Below are 19,448 nucleotides of genomic sequence, written 5' to 3'. Positions count from 1 at the left end.
CGAGCGGGCGTCCCGGCCCGCAAGACCCGGGGCGGGCCCGCCTCAGAGCCAGCCGTTGCGGCGCAGCGCGCGGTGGATGGTGAAGCAGGAGGCGGCGATCGCGGCCATCACCATCGGATAGCCGTAGCGCCAGTGGAGCTCCGGCATGTGGTCGAAGTTCATGCCGTACACGCCGCAGATCATCGTCGGCACGGCGATGATCGCCGCCCAGGAGGTGATCTTGCGCATGTCCTCGTTCTGGGCGACCGTCGCCTGCGCGAGATTGGCCTGGAGGATCGAGTTCAGCAGCTCGTCGAAGCCCACCACCTGCTCGTGCACCCGCGCCAGGTGGTCGGCGACGTCGCGGAAGTACTTCTGGATGTCCGGGTCCACCAGCCGCATCGGCCGTTCGCTCAGCAGCTCCATCGGACGCAGCAGCGGCGAGACCGCCCGCTTGAACTCCAGCACCTCGCGCTTGAGCTGGTAGATGCGGCCCGCGTCGCCGCCGCGCGCACTGCCCTTGGCGGGGGCGGCGAAGACCTCGCTCTCCACCTCGTCGATGTCGTCCTGCACCGCCGCCGCGACCGCGATGTATCCGTCGACCACGTGGTCGGCGATGGAGTGCAGGACCGACGAGGGGCCCTTGGCGAGGAGGTCCGGGTCGTCCTGGAGGCGGTGGCGCAGCCCCTTGAGGGAGCCCTGTCCGCCGTGCCGGACGGTGATGACGAAGTCGGGGCCGGTGAAGCACATCACCTCGCCGGTCTCCACCACCTCGCTGGTGGCGGTCAGTTCGGCGTGGTCGACGTAGTGGATCGTCTTGAAGACGGTGAAGAGGGTGTCGTCGTAGCGCTCCAGCTTCGGCCGCTGGTGCGCGTGCACCGCGTCCTCCACGGCCAGCGGGTGCAGCCCGAAGGTCGCGGCGATCCCCGCGAACTCGGCCTCCGTCGGCTCGTGCAGGCCGATCCAGGCGAACCCGCCGTCCTCGCGGACCCGGCGGATCGCCTCACGGGGCGTCAGACACGCCGGACCCAGCATCCGCCGCCCGTCGCGGTACACGGCGCAGTCGACCACCGCGCTGCTCGCCGACGGGTCGCGGGTGGTGTCGTAGCCGGGCTGTACGGGGGTGGCCCTGCGCAGGGCCGGGCGAACGGCCGCACGGAGGTAGGGCAGCATCGACATGGCAGGCTCCTTCTCGCGCACGGCTGCGGACCGTACGGGTGGGAGACCCTCCACCGCAGGCGGGCGGGCAGGCCCGGGCAGGGGGGAGGGAACAGGACGGAGGACAAACGTTCTGCCGTCGCTCTTCTACTGATCAGCGGATCAGATGGATCGAGCAGATCAAAGGGGGCGGGATGCGCCCGTCACAGAAGTGGAAGAGCGATTGGTACTGCACGATCGACTTCGGTCCACCGCAGCCCCACCTCCTCCGGCCGGTCCCCCGTGAGGGACGTCCTGTTGCCGGGGCACTGAAACACCGCTTCTGCGTGCGGCCCCGAACAGCTGTCAACACTATCAGCCGACGGATGGTCAAGACCCGCCCTTTACCCGCCTGATACGAGTTCTATGCTCGCTTCATGGCAGAAATTCTGGCCCTCGTGGAGGCCCGGCTGCGCACGGCGTTCGGTGAACCCGACGCACGCGCCGCCGTCACCTTCCTGGGCACCGACCGCATCGAGGTACTCCGTTTCGCCGAGGGCGACCTCGTGCGGTACGCGACCCTCGGGATGTCCGCGCACCCGATGACCGATCCGACCGCCGTGGTCGCCGACCCCGTACGGGGCCCGCGCGCCGAGCTCGTGCTGACCGTACGGGCAGGGCTGGCCGCCACCGACAAACTCCTGCGGCCGCTCGCGGTGCTGGCCGCGTCCCCCCAGGTCGAGGGGCTGATCGTGGCCCCAGGGGCCTCGCTGGACGTGGGCGAACCGCTCTGGGACGGGGCCCCCTTCAGCTCGGTCCTCGTGGCGGAAGCGGGCGGTCTGGTCGAGGACCTGGAGCTCGACGAGCCCATGGACCCGGTGCAGTTCCTGCCCCTGCTGCCGATGACGGCGAACGAGGCCGCCTGGAAGCGCGTGCACGGAGCGGCCGCCCTCCAGGAACGCTGGCTCGCGCGCGGAACGGACCTGCGGGACCCTTTGCGCAGCGCTGTCGCACTGGACTGAGGGCCCGGACGGGTGAGCGTGCCTTGACTGGGGGCCGGGCGGGGAGGAGCGTGGCATCTTATGAGGGGTGAACCAAGTTGCCCGAAGTGCGGTGGCCGGGTCAGGGCGCCCGGACTCTTCTCCGACTCCTGGCAGTGCGCGGTGCACGGCGCTGTCCACCCCCTGCAACCCGTCATCCCGCCGAGCGTCGAGGGCCTGAACGTGATGGTGCACCGGGCGCGGGTGCCGGTGTGGATGCCGTGGCCGCTGCCGGTGGGGTGGCTGTTCACGGGGGTCGCGTCCGCCGGTGACGACCGCAGCGGCGGCCGGGCGACGGCGGTGGCCTGTTCCGGCCCCGGCCCGCTGGGCGGGATCGGCGAGCTGCTGCTGATCGCGGAGGAGCTGGGTGTGGGCCTCGGCGCGCGGTACGCGGGCATCGACGGCGTCGACCCCGGCTCGTCCATCGACGTATCGGCGCCGCCCCACGCCAAGGTGGTCGCGGCGGGCCGCCCGACACCGCTGTGGCACGTGGCCGGCGGCCCCGACGACCGGGCCGTCTTCGCCGGCGAGGCGTGCGGCCTGTGGCTCTGGGCGATCGTCTGGCCGGAGCAGTCCGGCCTGCTGATGTACGACGAGCTCGTCCTCACCGACCTGCGCGACGCGGGAGCCGAGGTCGAGCTCGTTCCGTGCGGGGCCCTGAGCCCCCGCATCCTGGGCCCCGCCTGAGGCCGAGGGGGGTCCGCGGCCCGGTTATCCTGGAGTGTCCCCCGTACGTACGACCCATGGAGTCAGGCTGTGCGCATCGACCTGCACGCCCACTCCACGGCCTCCGACGGTACGGACACCCCCGCCGAGCTCGTGCGCAATGCCGCCGGTGCCGGGCTGGACGTGGTGGCGCTGACCGACCACGACACCGTGCGCGGATACGGCGAGGCCCTCGCGGCCCTGCCCGCCGGACTGACGCTGGTGACCGGGGCCGAACTGTCCTGCCGGCTCGACGGGGTCGGCGTGCACATGCTCGCGTACCTCTTCGACCCCGAGGAGCCCGAGCTGGCCCGCGAGCGGGAGCTCGTCCGCGACGACCGCACCCCGCGCGCCCGGACCATGATCGGCAAGCTCCAGGACCTCGGCGTCGGCGTCACCTGGGAGCAGGTGGCCAGGATCGCCGGTGACGGTTCGGTCGGGCGGCCGCACATCGCCACCGCCCTCGTCGAGCTGGGCGTCGTACCCACCGTCTCGGACGCCTTCACGCCCGACTGGCTCGCCGACGGCGGCCGCGCGTACGCCGGGAAGCACGAGCTCGACCCGTTCGAGGCCGTGCGCCTGGTCAAGGCGGCCGGCGGGGTCACCGTCCTCGCGCACCCCGCCGCCGTCAAGCGCGGCCGGTGCGTCTCCGAGTCCGTGATAGCCGAACTGGCGACCGCGGGCCTGGACGGCATCGAGGTGGACCACATGGACCACGACGCCGGCACCCGCACGCGGATGCGCGGCCTGGCGGCCGGCCTCGGCCTGCTGGCCACGGGGTCCAGCGACTACCACGGCAGCCGCAAGACCTGCCGTCTCGGGGAGTACACGACCGACCCCGAGATCTACGGCGAGATCACGCGCCGTGCCACGGGGGCCTTCCCGGTGCCGGGCGCCGGCGGACGCGAGCGCTGACCGGCCGGATCCGGCCCGCTCCACCCGTCCCACACTTCTTCTTCGCGACACCCCTCTCTTCTGCAAGGCATCACTGTGTTTGATTTCGCCGTCTTCGGATCCCTTTTCCTCACCCTTTTTGTGATTATGGACCCCCCGGGGATCACGCCGATCTTCCTCGCCCTGACCTCCGGCCGCCCCGTCAAGGTGCAGCGCCGTATGGCCTGGCAGGCCGTCTGCGTGGCCTTCGGCGTCATCGCGGTCTTCGGTGTCTGCGGCCAGCAGATCCTGGACTACCTGCACGTCTCCGTCCCGGCGCTGATGATCGCCGGTGGTCTGCTGCTCCTGCTCATCGCGCTGGACCTGCTCACCGGCAAGAACGACGAGCCGAAGCAGACCAAGGACGTGAACGTGGCCCTGGTCCCGCTGGGCATGCCGCTGCTGGCCGGGCCCGGCGCGATCGTGTCCGTGATCCTGGCCGTCCAGAAGGTCGACGGCCCCGCCGGGCAGGTCTCGGTCTGGGCCGCGATCGTGGCCATGCACGTCGTGCTGTGGATCACCATGCGCTACTCGCTGGTGATCATCCGGGTGATCAAGGACGGCGGCGTCGTCCTCGTCACCCGCCTCGCCGGCATGATGCTCTCGGCGATCGCCGTCCAGCAGATCATCAACGGCGTGCTCCAGGTGATCGACGGAGCCTGAGGCCCCGCCGCGCCCCCTGCCTGCCGCACGCGGCCGGCTCATGCGAACGCCCCCGCACCGGGACCGGTGCGGGGGCGCGAACGTTTTTCGTGCGATGCGTCAGCAGGACGCACTCTCGGCCGGTCGGATCAGGATGCGCTGGCCGACGGCTGCGGCCTGCTGCACGATCCGGTTGACGGAGGCCGCGTCGACGACGGTGCTGTCCACGGCGGACCCGTCGACGTCGTCCAGGCGCAGAATCTCGAAGCGCATGGGGCTTCTCCCTTCGTCAGTGTTTCTCCTTGCACTGGTCCAACGAAGTGTAGGCCGCAATAATTCCCTACGCTAAGGAAATTTTTTCACTGGCTAACTACACGCCGGTGCAGGAGTCCCAGAACGCGGCCAGCTCGCGCGCCGTCGTGGCCGGGTCCTCGGCGTTCGGGGAGTGATCCGTCCCCGGCACGATCACCCGCCGCGCACCCAGGCGCCGGGCCGTCTCGTCCAGCAGCGGCACCGGCCAGGCCTGGTCCACGGCCCCGGACAGGACCAGCTTCGGCAGGTCGACGCTGCTCAGCTCCGCCACCCGGTCCGGCTCGGAGATCAGCGTCCGGCCGGTGACGATCAGCTGCTCGGGGACGGTGGCCAGCCACCGCTCGCGCAGGAAGTGCGCGAGCTCGGGGGAGTCCGCGGCCGCGTCCTCGGGATCGTGGGCCCGCATCGCCGCCCAGATCCCGGGCATGTCGTCGCCCATCGCCTCCAGTGCGGCGACCAGCAGCTTCGTCCGGGCCTGCTGGTCCTCGGAGATCGCGGCCGGCCCGCTGCTCATCAGGGTGAGGGAGGCGAAGGGCGAGGGGTCGCGCAGCACGGCGGCGCGGGAGATCAGCCCGCCGAGCGAGTGGCCGACCAGGTGCACGCGGTCCTCGCCCAGCGCGCGGACCTGCGCGAGGACGTCCCGCGCCAGCTCCTCCAGGGCGTACGGGGCCTCCTCGCGCGGGCCCGGGGTCTCGTGCTGGCCGCGGCCGTCCACGGCGACGACCCGGTACCCGGCGGCCGCCAGCGGCTCCAGGAGGCCGATGAAGTCCTCCTTGCTGCCCGTGAAGCCGGGGACCAGCAGGGCGGTGCCGCGTACGGGCTCACCGGCCTCGTGCACGGCGAAGGACCCGCGCTCGGTGGTGAGGAGGTACGCGCGGGCGGCGGAGGGCGGCGTGAGACGCGGCGGCTTGCTCATGGCCCGAGGTTACCGGCCCGTACGGTGCCCGGCACGGCCCGGGCAGGCCGATGGCCCCGGCCCCTGGGAAGGGGGCCGGGGCCATCGGCGGGGTGCTGCGTGAGGCTTACGCCTCCGGCGCGGCCGCGACCTTGCGGGTGCGGGTGCGCTTCGGCTTGACCGGGGCCTCCTCGGCCACGGCGGCGGCCTCGGCGGCGACCGGAGCGGCCTCCGCGACCTTGCGGGTGCGGGTCCGCTTCGGTTTGACCGGAGCCTCCTCCGCCACCGCGACGGCCTCGGCGGCGACCGGAGCGGCCTCCGCCACGGCGGCGACCGGAGCCGCCTCCGCGACCTTGCGGGTACGGGTCCGCTTCGGCTTGACCGGAGCCTCCTCGGCGGGAACCTCGGCGACCGGGGTCACCGCGGCGGCCGGGGCAGCCTTGCGGGTGCGACGGGCCCGGACGGGCTCGACCAGCGGCGGCATCTGGAAGTCCGGCTCCGGCTCGGCCGGGACGACCTTGCGGGTACGGACGCGCTTCGGCCTGGCCGGAGCCTCCTCGGCGACCGGGGTCACCGGGGTCACCGGGGCGGCCTCGGCGACCGGAGCCGGGGTGACCGGCGCGGCCTCGACGACCGGTGCGGCCACGGGGGCCTGGACCGGTACCGCGGCCACACGGGTGCGGCGGCGGCGCGGACGGCGCGACTCGTCGGCGGCCGGGGCGGCCGGAGCCGCGGGGGCCTCGGGAGCCTGGGCCGGGGTCACCGCGGCGGTGGCCTCGGCGCCCTCGGCGAGCTCCGTCCCGCCCCGGGTACGGCGGCGCTGGCGCGGCGTACGGGTACGGGCCGGACGCTCCTCGGTCACCACGGCGGCGGCCGCCGGACCGGAGCGGCCGCCACGGCCACCGCGGCCGCCGGTCTCGCCCAGGTCCTCCAGGTTCTCGGCCTTCAGGCCGGCCCGCGTGCGCTCGGCGCGCGGCAGGATGCCCTTGGTGCCGGCCGGGATGTTCATCTGCTCGAACAGGTGCGGGGACGTGGAGTACGTCTCCACCGGGTCGTGGAAGTCCAGCTCCAGCGCCTTGTTGATCAGCTGCCAGCGCGGGATGTCGTCCCAGTCGACCAGGGTGACGGCGATGCCCTTGTTGCCCGCGCGGCCGGTGCGGCCCACACGGTGCAGGAAGGTCTTCTCGTCCTCCGGCGTCTGGTAATTGATGACGTGGGTCACACCCTCGACATCGATACCGCGCGCGGCGACGTCGGTGCACACCAGCACGTCGACCTTGCCGTTGCGGAACGCGCGCAGCGCCTGCTCGCGCGCACCCTGGCCCAGGTCGCCGTGGACGGCGCCGGACGCGAAGCCGCGCTTCTCCAGCTGCTCGGCGATGTCGGCCGCCGTGCGCTTGGTACGGCAGAAGATCATGGCCAGGCCACGGCCCTCGGCCTGCAGGATGCGGGAGACGAGCTCCGGCTTGTCCATGTTGTGCGCACGGAAGACGTGCTGCGTGATGTTGGCGACGGTCGCGCCCTCGCCGTCCTCGGAGACGGCGCGGATGTGGGTCGGCTGCGTCATGTAGCGGCGGGCCAGGCCGATGACCGCACCCGGCATGGTCGCCGAGAACAGCATCGTCTGACGCTTCGCGGGCAGGTACGCCATGATCTTCTCGACGTCGGGCAGGAAGCCCAGGTCGAGCATCTCGTCGGCCTCGTCCAGGACGAGGGCCTTGACGCGCGAGAGGTCGAGCTTCTTCTGCCCGGCCAGGTCGAGCAGGCGGCCCGGGGTGCCGACGATCACGTCGACGCCCTTCTTGAGCGCCTCGACCTGGGGCTCGTACGCGCGGCCGCCGTATATGGCGAGGACGCGGACGTTGCGGACCTTGCCCGCGGTCAGGAGGTCGTTGGTGACCTGGGTGCACAGCTCGCGGGTCGGAACCACCACGAGGGCCTGCGGGGCGTCGGTCAGCTGCGCGGGGGTGGCGCGGCCGGCCTCGACGTCCGCGGGGACGACGACCCGCTCCAGCAGGGGAAGGCCGAAACCGAGCGTCTTGCCGGTTCCGGTCTTGGCCTGGCCGATGACGTCCGTGCCGGAAAGGGCGACGGGGAGGGTCATCTCCTGGATCGGGAAGGGGGACACGATGCCGACGGCCTCAAGGGCCTCGGCCGTCTCGGGGAAAATCCCGAGGTCTCGGAACGTAGTCAGGGTGCTGCCTCTTCTGTGAGACGCGGCGCGAGGCGGCGAGGGGGGTCGTACCGTGCCGTGCTTGCAGTACTGCTACGTACGAAGCTGCGCGGGACCACTAGCCTTCGCTCAAGCGCATCTGCCGCTGAGGGGGCCCCTCGTGGTAGGCGGTACGCATGAACGTACGCACCGCACCGAGGGCGGTCGGTTGGAGCCGATCGGGCCACCGACCGGGCATCCTCATTCGGATGGCCCGCCGAGTATTCGGCAGGCGCATTACCACTGTACCCCGGAATCGCGCAGGTGTGTCGGGTGAATTCACCGGGTAGGCGCGTTTAGCTGGACAGGCAAGGAACCGGCGTGGTGACTTGGAGGGCCATTCGGCGGGCTATTCTGCGGAGCATGTCGACCGTAGAAAACGCCTCGCCCGCCGACGACAGCGCCCCCACCGAAGCCGTGGGCATCGCCTCCCAGGACTGGGCCGCCGCCTCTGCCTCGCCGCAGTACCGGGCCGCCGTCGTGGACCTGCTCGGCGCGCTCGCCTACGGAGAGCTCGCGGCCTTCGAGCGCCTGGCGGAGGACGCGAAGCTCGCGCCCACCCTGGACGACAAGGCCGAGCTCGCCGCGATGGCCTCCGCCGAGTTCCACCACTTCGAGCGGCTGCGGGACCGGCTCGCGGCGATCGAGGTCGAGCCCACCGCCGCCATGGAGCCCTTCGCGAAGGGCGTCGACGACTTCCACCGCCAGACCGCGCCGTCGGACTGGCTGGAGGGCCTGGTCAAGGCCTACGTCGGCGACTCCATCGCCAGTGACTTCTACCGTGAGGTCGCCTCCCACCTGGACACCGACACCCGCGCCCTCGTGCTCGGTGTGCTCGACGACACCGGCCACGGCAACTTCGCCGTCGAGAAGGTCCGCGCGGCGATCGAGGCGGACCCGCGCTGCGGCGGCCGGCTCGCGCTGTGGGCCCGCCGGCTGATGGGCGAGGCCCTCTCGCAGGCCCAGCGCGTGGTCGCCGAGCGCGACGCGCTCTCGACCATGCTGGTCGGCGGCGTCGACGGAATGGCGGCCGGCTTCGACCTGGCGGCCGTCGGCGAGATGTTCACCCGCATCACCAAGGCGCACACCAAGCGGATGGCGGCCCTCGGCCTCGCCGCCTGACCGCACGGCGGCCGCGAGGCTCCGTACCGCTCCACACGTCGGCCCCGGCGCGCACACCGCGCGCCGGGGCCGACGTACGTGGTTCAGGGGTCAGGGGTCAGGGTTCAGGGGTCGGGGTCAGCCCCGCGACGGGAGTGAAAACGGAGTCCTGTGGGACGGCCTGCGGGGCCCTGCGGCCGGACGGAGCAGCAGGGACAGGACCACGGCCGACACCAGCACCGCGCCGATGAGCGTCGCCGTCAGGGTGTTGTGCCCGGGCCCCAGCGCGAAGTGGGTGAGATACGCCCCGAACAGCGCCCCCAGCACCCCGCTGACCAGTACCACTGTGCGGGAAGGCAACCGGCGCGTGAGCACCCGGGCGGCTGTCGCGGACAGGGCGAGGCCCAGGAGTGCGGAGCCGAGCACTTCCATCAGCAGCATGAGGTCTCTCCCATACGTCAGGGCAAACCGGGTCACTGCGGTCCTACCCGAAGCGGAAGACACAGAAACGGCCCGGCGGGATCAACCGCCGGGCCGTTTCCAACAGTTCTCAGAGCGCGCCGAAACCGACCTTGCGCACGCTCGGCTCGCCCAGGTCGACATACGACAGGCGGTCGGACGGCACCAGGACCTTGCGGCCCTTGTTGTCGGTGAGGCTCAGCAGCGGCGCGGTGCCGGACAGAGCGGCGGTGACGATGCTCTCCAGCTCCTCGGCGCTCAGGTCGCTCTCCAGCACGATCTCCCGGGGTGCGTGCTGCACGCCGATCTTGACCTCCACGGCTTTGTCCCTCCGACGATCCGGTTCGCGCGATCAGCCGCGCCGTACGCGGTCCACATTAGCCCGATGAGGGGACGCGGACCGCGCAGAGCGGACACGCTCGCAGCGAACAGCGGCCGATGAGGGCCCGCGGAAGCCGGTTCCTCAGGACTCCGTGCCGTGCAGCGGGAAGCCGGCGATACCGCGCCAGGCGAGCGAGGTGAGCAGGCCGACCGCCGTCTCGCGGGCGACCGGGCTCTCGCTGGAGAGCCAGTAGCGGGCCACGACCTGCGAGACCCCGCCCAGGCCCACGGCCAGCAGCATCGACTCGTCCTTGGACAGGCCGGTGTCCTCGGCGATGACGTCGGAGATGGCCTCGGCGCACTGCAGCGAGACGCGGTCGACGCGCTCGCGCACCGCCGGCTCGTTCGTGAGGTCGGACTCGAAGACCAGCCGGAAGGCGCCGCCCTCCTCCTCCACGTACGCGAAGTAGGCGTCCATCGTGGCCGCCACGCGCAGCTTGTTGTCCGTCGTCGACGCGAGTGCGGTACGCACGGCCAGCAGCAGGGCCTCGCAGTGCTGGTCCAGCAGGGCCAGGTACAGGTCGAGCTTGCCGGGGAAGTGCTGGTACAGCACCGGCTTGCTCACGCCGGCCCGCTCGGCGATGTCGTCCATGGCCGCCGCGTGATACCCCTGCGCGACGAAAACCTCCTGGGCCGCGCCCAGCAGCTGGTTGCGCCGGGCTCGGCGCGGCAGTCGCGTGCCCCGCGGACGCGCTGCCTCGGTCTGCTCGATGGCTGTCACGCCGCCTCCCACTTTCTCTAAGAACACAGTGCGCTCTGCGCCGCGCCGCCATCGTACTTTTCGGTAACCGAATCTGGAGGGTTCAAGCCGAGTTTTCTCGCGGTACGGACGGCCCGGAGGCGCTGGTCAGCGGTTTGATCAGCGGTTTGGTCGGTGCTCGGTCAGCTGCGGGTCAGCGGTAGTCGTCCTCGTCCAGCGGCACCACCCGCGCCTGCTCGACGGCATCGCCGTCCGTGACCCCCTCCACCGCGCGCTCGGTGATCGGGTCGTCCTCGTCCGGCCGGAGGTCGGCCAGCTGCTCCGCCACATCCGCCTCGGGCGCCTCAGGATCGAGGGATTCCGGAAACTGCTCCCGGAAGGTGTCCGGCTCCGCAGGGTCGACAGTCATGCCGCTCCCCTCGCTTCCTTGTGCTCACTTACGAGCCTAGGAGGATCGCGGATGCACCGCTATATGGATCCGGCCTGTGTCTGTGACGGCGAACACAACAAGAGGAACGTGATCGTCTCGTAACATTGCCCGCATGTCTTCGACCGAGCTGCCGGGCGTACGGTCCACCGCCGAGCTGTCCTCCCAGACGGGAGCCGTTCGGGTGGCCGAAGGGGAGCAGCTGCGCACCGCCGTGCTGCCCGGCCTGGAACTGGCCGTCCGGGTCCGTCCGCCCCTGCGCACCGGGCTGCCACCCGCCCTGTTCGTGCACGGACTCGGCGGTTCCTCGCAGAACTGGTCGGAGCTGATGGCGCAGCTGGCCGACACCGTCGACGGCGAGGCCCTCGACCTGCCGGGCTTCGGCTGGTCCCCACCACCCGCCGACCGGGACTACTCCGTCACCGCCTTCGCCCGCGCCGTCATCCGGCACCTCGACGCCGCCGGGCGCGGCCCGGTCCACCTGGTCGGGAACTCCCTCGGCGGAGCCGTCTCCACCCGCGTCGCGGCCGTCCGGCCCGACCTGGTGCGCACCCTGACCCTGGTCTCGCCCGCCCTGCCCGAGCTGCGGGTGCAGAAGTCGGCCGTGCCGACCGCGCTGCTCGCCGTGCCCGGGATGGCCGCGCTCTTCAACCGGCTGACGCAGGGGCTCAGTGCCGAGCAGCGCACCCGCGGGGTGACGGAGCTCTGTTACGGAGACCCCTCCCGGGTGACACCCGAGGGATTCCGCAACGCCGTGGAGGAGATGGAGCGGCGGATGGCCCTGCCGTACTTCTGGGAGGCCATGACGCGCTCCTCGCGCGGCATCGTCGACGCCTACACCCTCGGTGGCCAGCACGGACTGTGGCGGCAGGCGCAGCGGGTTCTCGCGCCCTCGCTGCTGGTCTACGGTGGCCGGGACCAACTGGTCTCGTACCGTATGGCGCACAGGGCGGCCGCGGCCTTCCGCGGTTCGCGGCTGCTGTGCATGCCCGAGGCAGGACACGTGGCGATGATGGAGTACCCCGAGGCGGTGGCCGCCGCGTTCCGGGAGCTGCTGAGCGACACCGGAACGGGCGAGAGTGACCGATATACCGAAGACGGCAGAGGCTGAGGACCGTGGGACGACATAGTCGCAAGGGCCCTGCCCCGGCTCCGGCTCCGGCCGCCGCTCCGGCACCCGTCCGGCCGCAGCCGGAGCCCCTGCCGTACGAGGAACCGCCCGCCGCGTCCTGGCCCGAACCGACCGTCACCCACCAGGGGTACGTGTCCCAGGACCGGTCGTTCGCCGACGCGCGGACCGGGGGCCACCCCCAGCAGTACGAGTCCGGCGGCGCCTGGGGGGCCCGCCCCGACTCCGTGTACGGGGACTGGCACGGGGTGCGGCGCCCGCGCGACGCCGCCGCCACCGCGCCGGCCGCTCCGCCGCCCGCCGCCCGCCTGGACTCCGACACCCCGGCCTTCGGCACCCCCGCGGTGGGCTTTCCGCAGGTCACCCTGGTGCCGCCGGCGGCTTTCGACCTCGGCCCCGACTCCGACCCCGTCACCTCCACCGGTTCGCACCGCCGGGTGCCCGGGCCGCGCAAGCCGGTCGACCCGGTCGGTCCCGTCGCTCCCGTGGCTGCGCCGGATCCGTTCGATCCGGCCGATCCGTTCGATCCGGCCGATCCGGTGGATCCGGTGGATCCCGCCCCGGAGCCGTCCGGGTCCGGCCGCGGTCTGAAGGTCCGTACGTACACCGGCATGGCCGCCGTGGCCGTCACCACCGTCCTCGCCGTCGTCGTCGCCGGCCAGGTGACCTCCGACGGGGACGGCGCCAAGTCGGGCGCGCAGGCCGCCTCCGACGGCAGCCGGACCGACGCGGCCGCCTCCCGCTCGGACGGCCGCGCGACGCCTCCGGCGGCGGCCGCGCCCGCGGCGCCGTCCGCCGCCGCGCCCGCGCCGGAGCTGACCTACGAGCAGAAGATGGCCCAGCAGCTTCCGATCGACGCGAAACTCGCCGGGCCCGGGACCTTCGACACCGTGCCCGGTGTGGCCAAGGCCCCCGGCAAGGGCAAGCTCGTGCGCTACCGGGTCGACGTCGAGCAGGGCCTCGGCCTGGACCCGCAGCTCTTCGCCGAGGCCGTCCACCGCACCCTCAACGACCCGCGCAGCTGGGCCCACAACGGCGAAAAGACCTTCGAGCGGGTACCGGGCGGCGAGGCGGACTTCGTGATCACCCTGGCCAGTCCCGGGACCACCGGGGTCTGGTGCGCCAAGTCCGATCTGGACACCACCGTCGACAACGTCTCCTGCGACTCCGCGCGCACCGAGCGGGTGATGATCAACGCGTTCCGCTGGGCGCAGGGCTCCGCGACCTACGGACCGGACCAGATGTTCATCTACCGGCAGATGCTCATCAACCACGAGGTCGGACACCGGCTCGGACACGACCACGTGAACTGCCGCACACCCGGCGCGCTCGCGCCGATCATGCAGCAGCAGACCAAGTCCCTCAACATCAACGGCATCGAGTGCAAGCCCAACCCCTGGGTGTTCCCCGGAGGTTGACCGACGGACCGGATTCCCGCCCGGCGGCCGGGCGGGGATCCGCGTTGACAATCCGTCCGATCATCGGCAATCGTTCTCCGCATGTCGCACCACCACACCATGACCGCGAGCGCCGCCATTGAGCTGGCGCTGCTTGGTGTGACCGCGCACAGCGTGGCCGACATCTTCTGTCGCTGACGCCGACCCGCAAGCGCCGCGACACTTTTCGAGTTCCTTCGCCGCGCCCGGGTGCACGTACGCCCGCAGGCGCGGCTTCCTCGTGTTCCGGTACCCCATCGGTACCGCTGTCGACCGCTGCCCCTCGCGTGGCCCTTCCGCCCTTCCTTCACGCCGAGAGGTCTTCACACCCATGTCTTCCGCCGGACCCGACCGTCATCTCATAGCGCGCCGTGCGGCCGCCGTCACCGTCAGCCTCGTCCTGGCCGGGGGCGCCGTGGCCTGCGGCCCCAAGGACGGTGCGGACAAGGCCGGTTCGGGCGACAAGCCGGGCGCCGCGGGCGCGCCGCAGAAGGGCGGCACCCTGACCGTCCTCAACTCCGAGCCGCAGAGCGACTTCGACCCGGCCCGGCTCTACACCTCGGGCGGCGGAAACGTTCCCTCGCTGGTCTTCCGCACGCTGACCACCCGCAACCGCGAGGACGGCCCGGCCGGCACCAAGGTCGTCCCCGACCTGGCCACCGACACCGGAAAGCCCAACGCCGACGCCACCGAGTGGACGTACACGCTCAAGGACGGGCTGAAGTACGAGGACGGCACCCCGATCACCACCGCCGACGTCAAGTACGGCATCGAGCGGTCCTTCGCCGCCGAGCTGTCGGGCGGCGCCCCGTACCTGCGGGACTGGCTGGTCGGCGGGGAGACGTACGAGGGCCCGTACAAGGACGGCGGCAAGGGCCTCGACTCGATCGTCGTGCCCGACCCGAAGACGATCGTCTTCAAACTCCGCAAGCCCGAGGGCGAGTTCCCCTTCGTCGCCACGCAGACGCAGTTCGCGCCCGTCCCCAAGGCCAAGGACACCGGGGTCAAGTACGAGGAGCACCCCGTCTCCTCCGGCCCGTACAAGGTCGTCAAGAACGACAACGACGGCGAGCACCTCACCCTGGAGCGCAACGAGCACTGGGACAGGAAGACCGACGAGGAGCGCAAGGCCTACCCGGACAAGATCGACGTCCGCGCCGGTCTGGACGCCGCCGTCATCAACCAGCGCCTGGCCACCAGCTCCGGCCCCGACGCCGCCGCCGTCACCACCGACACCAACCTCGGCCCGGCGGAGCTCGCCCAGATCGGCGACTCCGCCGACAAGAACGAATTGGCCGCACGCGTCGGCACCGGCCACTTCGGCTACATCAACTACCTGGCCTTCAACCCGAAGGTGGCCCCCTTCGACAACCCGAAGGTGCGCCAGGCCATCTCCCACGCGATCAACCGCACCAGCGTGATCAACGCCGCCGGCGGATCCGCGCTGGCCGAACCGGCCACCACCTTCCTGCCCGAGCGCGAGGCCTTCGGCTTCACCCCGTACGACCACTTCCCGGCGGGCAGGACCGGCGACGCGGCCAAGGCCAGGCAGCTGCTGGCGGAAGCGGGCTTCCCCGACGGCATCACCGTCACCCTGACCCACTCCACCGCGCAGAACCGCCAGACCAGCCCCGAGGTCGCCACCGCCGTGCAGCAGGCCCTCGCCGCCGCCGGGATCACCGTCAAGCTGGAGGGCCTGGAGAACAACGCCTTCAACGAGAAGCGCTGGGACGCCAAGAACACCCCCGGGTTCTTCCTCTCCCGCTGGGGCGCCGACTGGCCCTCCGGCGGCCCCTTCCTCGCGCCGATCTTCGACGGCCGGCAGATCGTGACCAACGGCTCCAACTACAACCACGCCCAGCTGAACGACCCGGCCGTGAACGCCGAGATCGACGAGATCGCCAAGCTGACCGACCTCGCGGCGGCCGGCAAGCGCTGGGGCGCACTCGACAAGAAGATCGGTGAGCAGGCCCTGGACGTGCCGCTCTTCCACCCGGTCTACAAGCGGCTCGTCGGCAAGGACATCAAGAACGTCGTGATCAGCGACTGGACCGGCGTCCTCGACATCTCGCAGGTCTCCGTCAAGTGAGCGTCGCCCTCAAGCAGCAGGCGCAGCAGCAGCCGCCGCCCGCGCCCGGGGCCCTCGCCCCGGGCGCGGGCACCGCGCGCCAGGTCTGGCGGCGCCTGCGCCGCCGGCCCGCGGCCCTCGCGGCCGCCGGGGTCATCGCCCTGCTCGTCCTCCTCGCCCTGGCCGCACCGCTGGTCGCCCAGCTCACCGGCCAGGACCCGAACGCGTACCACGACGACCTCGTGGACTCCGCGCGCGGCGGGGTACCGCTCGGCTCCTTCGGCGGGATCTCCGCCGACCACTGGCTCGGCGTCGAGCCGGGCACCGGCCGCGACCTGCTCACCCGGCTGCTGTACGGGGCGCGGATCTCGCTGCTCGTGGCCCTGGGCGCCGTCGTCGTGCAAACGCTCGTCGGGGTGGGCGTCGGACTCGCCGCCGCGCTCGGCGGCCGGTTCGCGGGCCAGCTCATCGGCCGGTTCACGGACGTGATGATTGCGCTGCCGATGCTGGTGATCGGTATCGCCCTCACCGCCGTCGTCCCGCCCGACTTCCCGCGGCCGCTGCTGCTGATCCTCATCATCGGACTGCTCGACTGGGGCGGCACCGCCCGGATGGTGCGCGCCCAGGCGCTCGCCCTGCGCGGTCTCGACTTCGTCGACGCCGCCCGCCTTTCGGGCAGGGGCACGCTCGGCATCGCCCGCCGCGAACTGCTGCCCTCGCTGGCCGCGCCCGTCATCACCTTCGCCGCGATCAAGGTGCCCACCGCCATCGTGGCCGAGGCCTCGCTGTCCTTCCTCGGCGTCGGCGTGAAGCCGCCCACGCCCTCCTGGGGGCAGATGCTCTCCAGCGCGCAGACCTGGTTCCGCGCCGACCCGGCCTACGTCCTGCTCCCCGCCGGGCTGCTCTTCGTCACCGTGCTCGCCTCCACCGTGCTGGGCGACGCCGTCCGCACGGCCCTCGACCCGCGCGAAGGTTCCCGCCTGCGGGTCGGCACCAGAAAGGAGCGCACCGCGTGACCGGCTTCGTGCTCAAACGGACCGGCGGCGCACTGCTCGTGCTGCTCACCCTGTCCGTCGTCGTCTACGCCCTCTTCTACCTCGCCCCCGGTGACCCGGCCCGCCTCGCCTGCGGAGAACGCTGCAACCCGGCGCAGATCGCCCAGGTCCGCGAACAGCTCGGGCTGAACGAGTCCGCCACCGCCCAGTACCTGCACTTCCTCCAGGGGCTGCTGGCCGGCCGGGACTACTCCGGCGGCGCCGGGCTGGTCCTGCACTGCGACGCGCCCTGCCTGGGGTTCTCGTACCAGAACGACCAGCAGGTCACCGGGCTGATCCTGGACCGGCTGCCCGCCACCCTGTCGCTGGCGCTGGGCGCGCTGGTGATCTGGCTGGTGGTCGGCGTCGGCACCGGACTGCTGTCCGCGCTGCGCCGCGGCGGAATCACCGAGCGGGCCCTGACCGTCCTGACCCTCGCCGGGACCGGCACCCCCGTCTTCATCCTGGGGCTGCTGCTGCTCATGACCGTCTGCGCCTACCTTCAGTGGCTGCCGTTCCCGACGTACGTGCCGCTGACCGAGGACCCCGAGCAGTGGGCCTGGAACCTGCTCCTGCCATGGGTGACCCTCGGCTTTTTCGAGAGCGCCAAGTACGCCCGCCTCACGCGCAGTTCGACCCTGGAGACGCTCGCCGAGGACCACATCCGGACCTTCCGCGCCTACGGGGTGGGGGAGCGGGCCGTGGTCACACGGCACGCGGTGCGCGGCGCCGTGGCCCCCGTGATCGCGCTCAGCGCCGTGGACTTCGGCACGATGATCGGCGGCGCGGTGCTGACGGAGTCGCTGTTCGGCATCCCCGGCCTCGGCAAGACCCTCATCGACGGGGTACGGGTCGTGGACCTGCCCGTCGTCGTCGGAGTCGTCCTCACGATCGGCACGGCCGTGGTCCTCGCGGGCGCGATCGCCGACCTGCTGTACGCCGCCGCGGACCGAAGGGTGACCCTCGCATGACGCACTCACTGGTGGAGGTCACCGGCCTCGTCGTCGACTTCCCGGTCGGCGGGGCGGGGGAGTACGTACGGGCCGTCGACGGGGTCTCGTTCACCCTGGAGGCGGGCCACGCCCTCGGCGTCGTGGGCGAGTCCGGCAGCGGCAAGTCCACCGTGGCCGCGGCCCTGCTCGGACTGCACCGCGGTACGGGCGCCCGCCTCGGCGGCACCGTCCGGGTCGGCGGCACGGACGTGGCCACGGCATCCGCGGCCGAACTGCGCCGGCTGCGCGGCGGGACCGCCGCCATGGTCTTCCAGGACCCGCTGAGCTCACTGGACCCGTACTACGCCATCGGCGACCAGATCGCCGAGGTCCACCGGATCCACGCGGACGTCTCCCGGCGGGCCGCCCGGGCCCGCGCCGTCGAGGTGCTCGACCGGGTGGGCATCCCGGACGCGGTACGCCGCTCCCGCGCGCGGCCGCACGAGTTCAGCGGCGGCATGCGGCAACGGGCCCTCATCGCCATGGCGTTGGCGTGCGAGCCGCGGCTGCTGATCGCCGACGAGCCGACCACCGCGCTGGACGTCACCGTGCAGGCCCAGATCCTCGACCTGCTGCACGGGCTGCGCGAGGAGCGCGGGCTCGGGCTGCTGCTGGTCACCCACGACGTGGGGGTGGCGGCGGAGAGCGTGGACGAGGTGCTGGTCATGCGGGCCGGCTCCGCCGTCGAGCGGGGTCCGGCGGCTTCCGTGCTGGCCGCACCGGCGGAGCCGTACACCAAGGCCCTGCTGGCGGCGGTACCGAGGCTGGACGGGCCGCGCCCCGTCCGGGGGGCCGCGGGTGAGCAGGCGCGGCGCCGTTCCCGGGGCTCCGCCCCGGACCCCGCGCCTCCAACGCCGGCGGGGCCGGATCTGCCCCCGGCGGGGCAGGACTCGGCCCCGGCGGGGCTGGAGGCGGGGCTCGAAGTGCCGCCCGTCGTCGAAGCCTTTTCCCTGCGGCGGGAGTTCGGGCGGGGACGGCGCAAGGTCGCCGCCGTCGCCGGGGTGTCCCTCGCCGTGCACGCCGGGGAGACCCTCGGGATCGTCGGCGAGAGCGGCTCCGGCAAGAGCACGCTCGGGCGGATGCTCGTCGGACTGCTGGAGCCCGGCTCCGGGCAGGTGCGCCGGGACGGCGTCCCGGTCACCGGCATCGCGAGCGGTGTGCAGATGGTCTTCCAGGACCCGGTGTCCTCCCTCAACCCGCGCCGTTCCGCCGGCGAGTCCGTCGCCGATCCGCTGCGTGCGGCGGGGGAGCGCGACGAGGCGGCCGTCCGCGCCCGGGTGGAGGAACTGCTGCTGCGCGTCGGGCTGGAGGCCGAGCACTACGACCGCTACCCGCACGAGTTCAGCGGCGGCCAGCGCCAGCGGGTGGGCATCGCCCGGGCGCTCGCTCCCCGGCCACGGCTGATCGTCTGCGACGAACCGGTCTCCGCCCTCGACGTGACGACCCAGGCGCAGGTCACCGCCCTGCTGGCGGAGCTCCAGCGGGAGCTGGGCATCGCGCTGGTCTTCATCGCGCACGACCTGGCGGTGGTCCGGCAGGTCAGCGACCGGGTGGCCGTCATGCGGGCCGGGGAGATCGTCGAGGAGGGCCCGGTGGACGAGGTCTACGACCGCCCGGCCCACCCCTACACCCGGCAGCTGCTGGCCGCCGTACCGGCCCTGGATCCCGCGCTGGCTGCCGGTCGCCGCAGGACGCGGCAGGAGGTCTTCGCGTAGCCGGGTGCCGGCCGGCAGCGGTCCGGGGACCGGACCGGGGAGCTGTCCCGTCCGGGCCGGTTCCGAGGCTGTACTTCTAGCGTGCTCGAACGCGAACCGTACGGGAAAGTTACGACTCTTCACCCCTTCCGGTGGCGCGACGGACAACCGT

The 19,448-nt window shown here is 72.3% G+C and carries 20 protein-coding genes; 12 read left to right on the top strand and 8 right to left on the bottom strand.

Annotated features, from left to right (window positions below; all coding sequences use genetic code 11):
* Positions 1-42: 42 nt before the first annotated feature.
* A complete protein-coding gene (locus ACFY04_RS11145) occupies positions 43-1,158 on the bottom strand; it encodes a magnesium and cobalt transport protein CorA (RefSeq protein ID WP_314243711.1) in 1,116 nt (371 codons plus the stop codon).
* A gap of 395 nt (positions 1,159-1,553) precedes the next feature.
* Between ACFY04_RS11145 and ACFY04_RS11140 the strand changes: the two genes are divergently transcribed.
* The 4 genes from ACFY04_RS11140 (at position 1,554) to ACFY04_RS11125 (ending at position 4,457) form a co-directional block, all read left to right on the top strand.
* On the top strand, positions 1,554-2,138 hold the full coding sequence (locus tag ACFY04_RS11140) for a suppressor of fused domain protein (protein WP_389115718.1): 585 nt from the start codon (positions 1,554-1,556) through the stop codon (positions 2,136-2,138).
* Positions 2,139-2,198: 60 nt separating this feature from the next.
* Complete coding sequence (locus ACFY04_RS11135; protein ID WP_389115716.1) at positions 2,199-2,843, top strand: DUF6758 family protein; 645 nt, start codon at positions 2,199-2,201, stop codon at positions 2,841-2,843.
* A 69-nt stretch (positions 2,844-2,912) separates the two neighbouring features.
* Positions 2,913-3,776 carry a PHP domain-containing protein gene (locus ACFY04_RS11130; protein WP_389115715.1) on the top strand — a complete coding sequence of 288 codons (864 nt, stop codon included), beginning with the start codon at positions 2,913-2,915 and terminating at the stop codon, positions 3,774-3,776.
* Positions 3,777-3,851: 75 nt separating this feature from the next.
* Positions 3,852-4,457 (top strand): MarC family protein, encoded by a 606-nt coding sequence (locus tag ACFY04_RS11125; RefSeq protein ID WP_389115713.1) that lies wholly within the window; start codon positions 3,852-3,854, stop codon positions 4,455-4,457.
* 99 nt (positions 4,458-4,556) lie between these two features.
* On the opposite strand, the gene ACFY04_RS11120 is transcribed toward ACFY04_RS11125, so the two are convergent.
* The 3 genes from ACFY04_RS11120 to ACFY04_RS11110 form a co-directional block, all read right to left on the bottom strand.
* A complete protein-coding gene (locus ACFY04_RS11120; protein ID WP_167745535.1) occupies positions 4,557-4,709 on the bottom strand; it encodes a hypothetical protein in 153 nt (50 codons plus the stop codon).
* A gap of 97 nt (positions 4,710-4,806) precedes the next feature.
* Positions 4,807-5,664, bottom strand: a complete 858-nt coding sequence (locus tag ACFY04_RS11115) for an alpha/beta fold hydrolase (protein WP_389115712.1) — start codon at positions 5,662-5,664, stop codon at positions 4,807-4,809.
* Positions 5,665-5,770: 106 nt separating this feature from the next.
* On the bottom strand, positions 5,771-7,747 hold the full coding sequence (locus ACFY04_RS11110; protein WP_389116027.1) for a DEAD/DEAH box helicase: 1,977 nt from the start codon (positions 7,745-7,747) through the stop codon (positions 5,771-5,773).
* A 471-nt stretch (positions 7,748-8,218) separates the two neighbouring features.
* On the opposite strand from ACFY04_RS11110, the gene ACFY04_RS11105 reads away from it, so the two are divergent.
* Positions 8,219-8,977 (top strand): ferritin-like fold-containing protein, encoded by a 759-nt coding sequence (locus ACFY04_RS11105; protein ID WP_301366632.1) that lies wholly within the window; start codon positions 8,219-8,221, stop codon positions 8,975-8,977.
* A 117-nt stretch (positions 8,978-9,094) separates the two neighbouring features.
* Here the strand turns inward: ACFY04_RS11105 and ACFY04_RS11100 are convergent, their stop codons facing one another.
* From ACFY04_RS11100 to ACFY04_RS11085, 4 genes are all read right to left on the bottom strand, one after another.
* Positions 9,095-9,397, bottom strand: a complete 303-nt coding sequence (locus tag ACFY04_RS11100; protein ID WP_190620551.1) for a hypothetical protein — start codon at positions 9,395-9,397, stop codon at positions 9,095-9,097.
* A 109-nt stretch (positions 9,398-9,506) separates the two neighbouring features.
* Entirely contained in the window at positions 9,507-9,734 is a 228-nt protein-coding gene (locus ACFY04_RS11095) for a DUF3107 domain-containing protein (protein WP_030011334.1), read from the bottom strand.
* A 144-nt stretch (positions 9,735-9,878) separates the two neighbouring features.
* A complete protein-coding gene (locus ACFY04_RS11090) occupies positions 9,879-10,517 on the bottom strand; it encodes a TetR/AcrR family transcriptional regulator (protein ID WP_030011335.1) in 639 nt (212 codons plus the stop codon).
* Between the two features lie 172 nt (positions 10,518-10,689).
* Positions 10,690-10,905, bottom strand: a complete 216-nt coding sequence (locus tag ACFY04_RS11085; RefSeq protein WP_389115708.1) for a hypothetical protein — start codon at positions 10,903-10,905, stop codon at positions 10,690-10,692.
* Between the two features lie 133 nt (positions 10,906-11,038).
* Here ACFY04_RS11085 and ACFY04_RS11080 point away from each other — a divergent pair, with 133 nt between their 5' ends.
* The 7 genes from ACFY04_RS11080 to ACFY04_RS11050 all read left to right on the top strand — a co-directional run bounded on the left by ACFY04_RS11080 (position 11,039) and on the right by ACFY04_RS11050 (position 19,297).
* Positions 11,039-12,034, top strand: coding sequence for an alpha/beta fold hydrolase (locus ACFY04_RS11080; protein ID WP_389115707.1), 996 nt, complete (start codon positions 11,039-11,041; stop codon positions 12,032-12,034).
* Between the two features lie 5 nt (positions 12,035-12,039).
* Positions 12,040-13,470, top strand: a complete 1,431-nt coding sequence (locus ACFY04_RS11075) for a DUF3152 domain-containing protein (protein ID WP_389115706.1) — start codon at positions 12,040-12,042, stop codon at positions 13,468-13,470.
* Between the two features lie 81 nt (positions 13,471-13,551).
* A complete protein-coding gene (locus tag ACFY04_RS11070; protein ID WP_314243733.1) occupies positions 13,552-13,647 on the top strand; it encodes an Ms4533A family Cys-rich leader peptide in 96 nt (31 codons plus the stop codon).
* Positions 13,648-13,819: 172 nt separating this feature from the next.
* The gene (locus ACFY04_RS11065; RefSeq protein WP_389115704.1) at positions 13,820-15,577 is read left to right on the top strand and encodes an ABC transporter substrate-binding protein; all 1,758 of its coding nucleotides are present in this window, start codon (positions 13,820-13,822) and stop codon (positions 15,575-15,577) included.
* The gene (locus ACFY04_RS11060; RefSeq protein ID WP_389115703.1) at positions 15,574-16,572 is read left to right on the top strand and encodes an ABC transporter permease; all 999 of its coding nucleotides are present in this window, start codon (positions 15,574-15,576) and stop codon (positions 16,570-16,572) included. Before ACFY04_RS11065 ends, ACFY04_RS11060 begins: the two co-directional genes overlap by 4 nt.
* Positions 16,569-17,561 carry an ABC transporter permease gene (locus ACFY04_RS11055; protein WP_389115702.1) on the top strand — a complete coding sequence of 331 codons (993 nt, stop codon included), beginning with the start codon at positions 16,569-16,571 and terminating at the stop codon, positions 17,559-17,561. The genes ACFY04_RS11060 and ACFY04_RS11055 overlap by 4 nt, the downstream gene beginning before the upstream one ends.
* A complete protein-coding gene (locus ACFY04_RS11050; RefSeq protein ID WP_389115701.1) occupies positions 17,558-19,297 on the top strand; it encodes a dipeptide ABC transporter ATP-binding protein in 1,740 nt (579 codons plus the stop codon). Before ACFY04_RS11055 ends, ACFY04_RS11050 begins: the two co-directional genes overlap by 4 nt.
* Positions 19,298-19,448 lie beyond the last annotated feature (151 nt).

The sequence above is a fragment of the Streptomyces sp. NPDC001549 genome (assembly GCF_042894025.1).
Classification (GTDB): Bacteria; Actinomycetota; Actinomycetes; order Streptomycetales; family Streptomycetaceae; genus Streptomyces; species Streptomyces kutzneri.
Note: the sequence above shows the minus strand (reverse complement) of the source record. Positions and strands in the feature narration are given on the sequence as shown.

Coding starts and splice junctions, on each gene's coding strand:
- ACFY04_RS11145 (WP_314243711.1), bottom strand. CDS start 1,158: ATGTCGATGCTGCCCTACCTCCGTGCGGCCGTTCGCCCGGCCCTGCGC.
- ACFY04_RS11140 (WP_389115718.1), top strand. CDS start 1,554: ATGGCAGAAATTCTGGCCCTCGTGGAGGCCCGGCTGCGCACGGCGTTC.
- ACFY04_RS11135 (WP_389115716.1), top strand. CDS start 2,199: ATGAGGGGTGAACCAAGTTGCCCGAAGTGCGGTGGCCGGGTCAGGGCG.
- ACFY04_RS11120 (WP_167745535.1), bottom strand. CDS start 4,709: ATGCGCTTCGAGATTCTGCGCCTGGACGACGTCGACGGGTCCGCCGTG.
- ACFY04_RS11115 (WP_389115712.1), bottom strand. CDS start 5,664: ATGAGCAAGCCGCCGCGTCTCACGCCGCCCTCCGCCGCCCGCGCGTAC.
- ACFY04_RS11110 (WP_389116027.1), bottom strand. CDS start 7,747: ATGACCCTCCCCGTCGCCCTTTCCGGCACGGACGTCATCGGCCAGGCC.
- ACFY04_RS11105 (WP_301366632.1), top strand. CDS start 8,219: ATGTCGACCGTAGAAAACGCCTCGCCCGCCGACGACAGCGCCCCCACC.
- ACFY04_RS11100 (WP_190620551.1), bottom strand. CDS start 9,397: ATGCTGCTGATGGAAGTGCTCGGCTCCGCACTCCTGGGCCTCGCCCTG.
- ACFY04_RS11085 (WP_389115708.1), bottom strand. CDS start 10,905: ATGACTGTCGACCCTGCGGAGCCGGACACCTTCCGGGAGCAGTTTCCG.
- ACFY04_RS11080 (WP_389115707.1), top strand. CDS start 11,039: ATGTCTTCGACCGAGCTGCCGGGCGTACGGTCCACCGCCGAGCTGTCC.
- ACFY04_RS11070 (WP_314243733.1), top strand. CDS start 13,552: ATGTCGCACCACCACACCATGACCGCGAGCGCCGCCATTGAGCTGGCG.
- ACFY04_RS11065 (WP_389115704.1), top strand. CDS start 13,820: ATGTCTTCCGCCGGACCCGACCGTCATCTCATAGCGCGCCGTGCGGCC.
- ACFY04_RS11050 (WP_389115701.1), top strand. CDS start 17,558: ATGACGCACTCACTGGTGGAGGTCACCGGCCTCGTCGTCGACTTCCCG.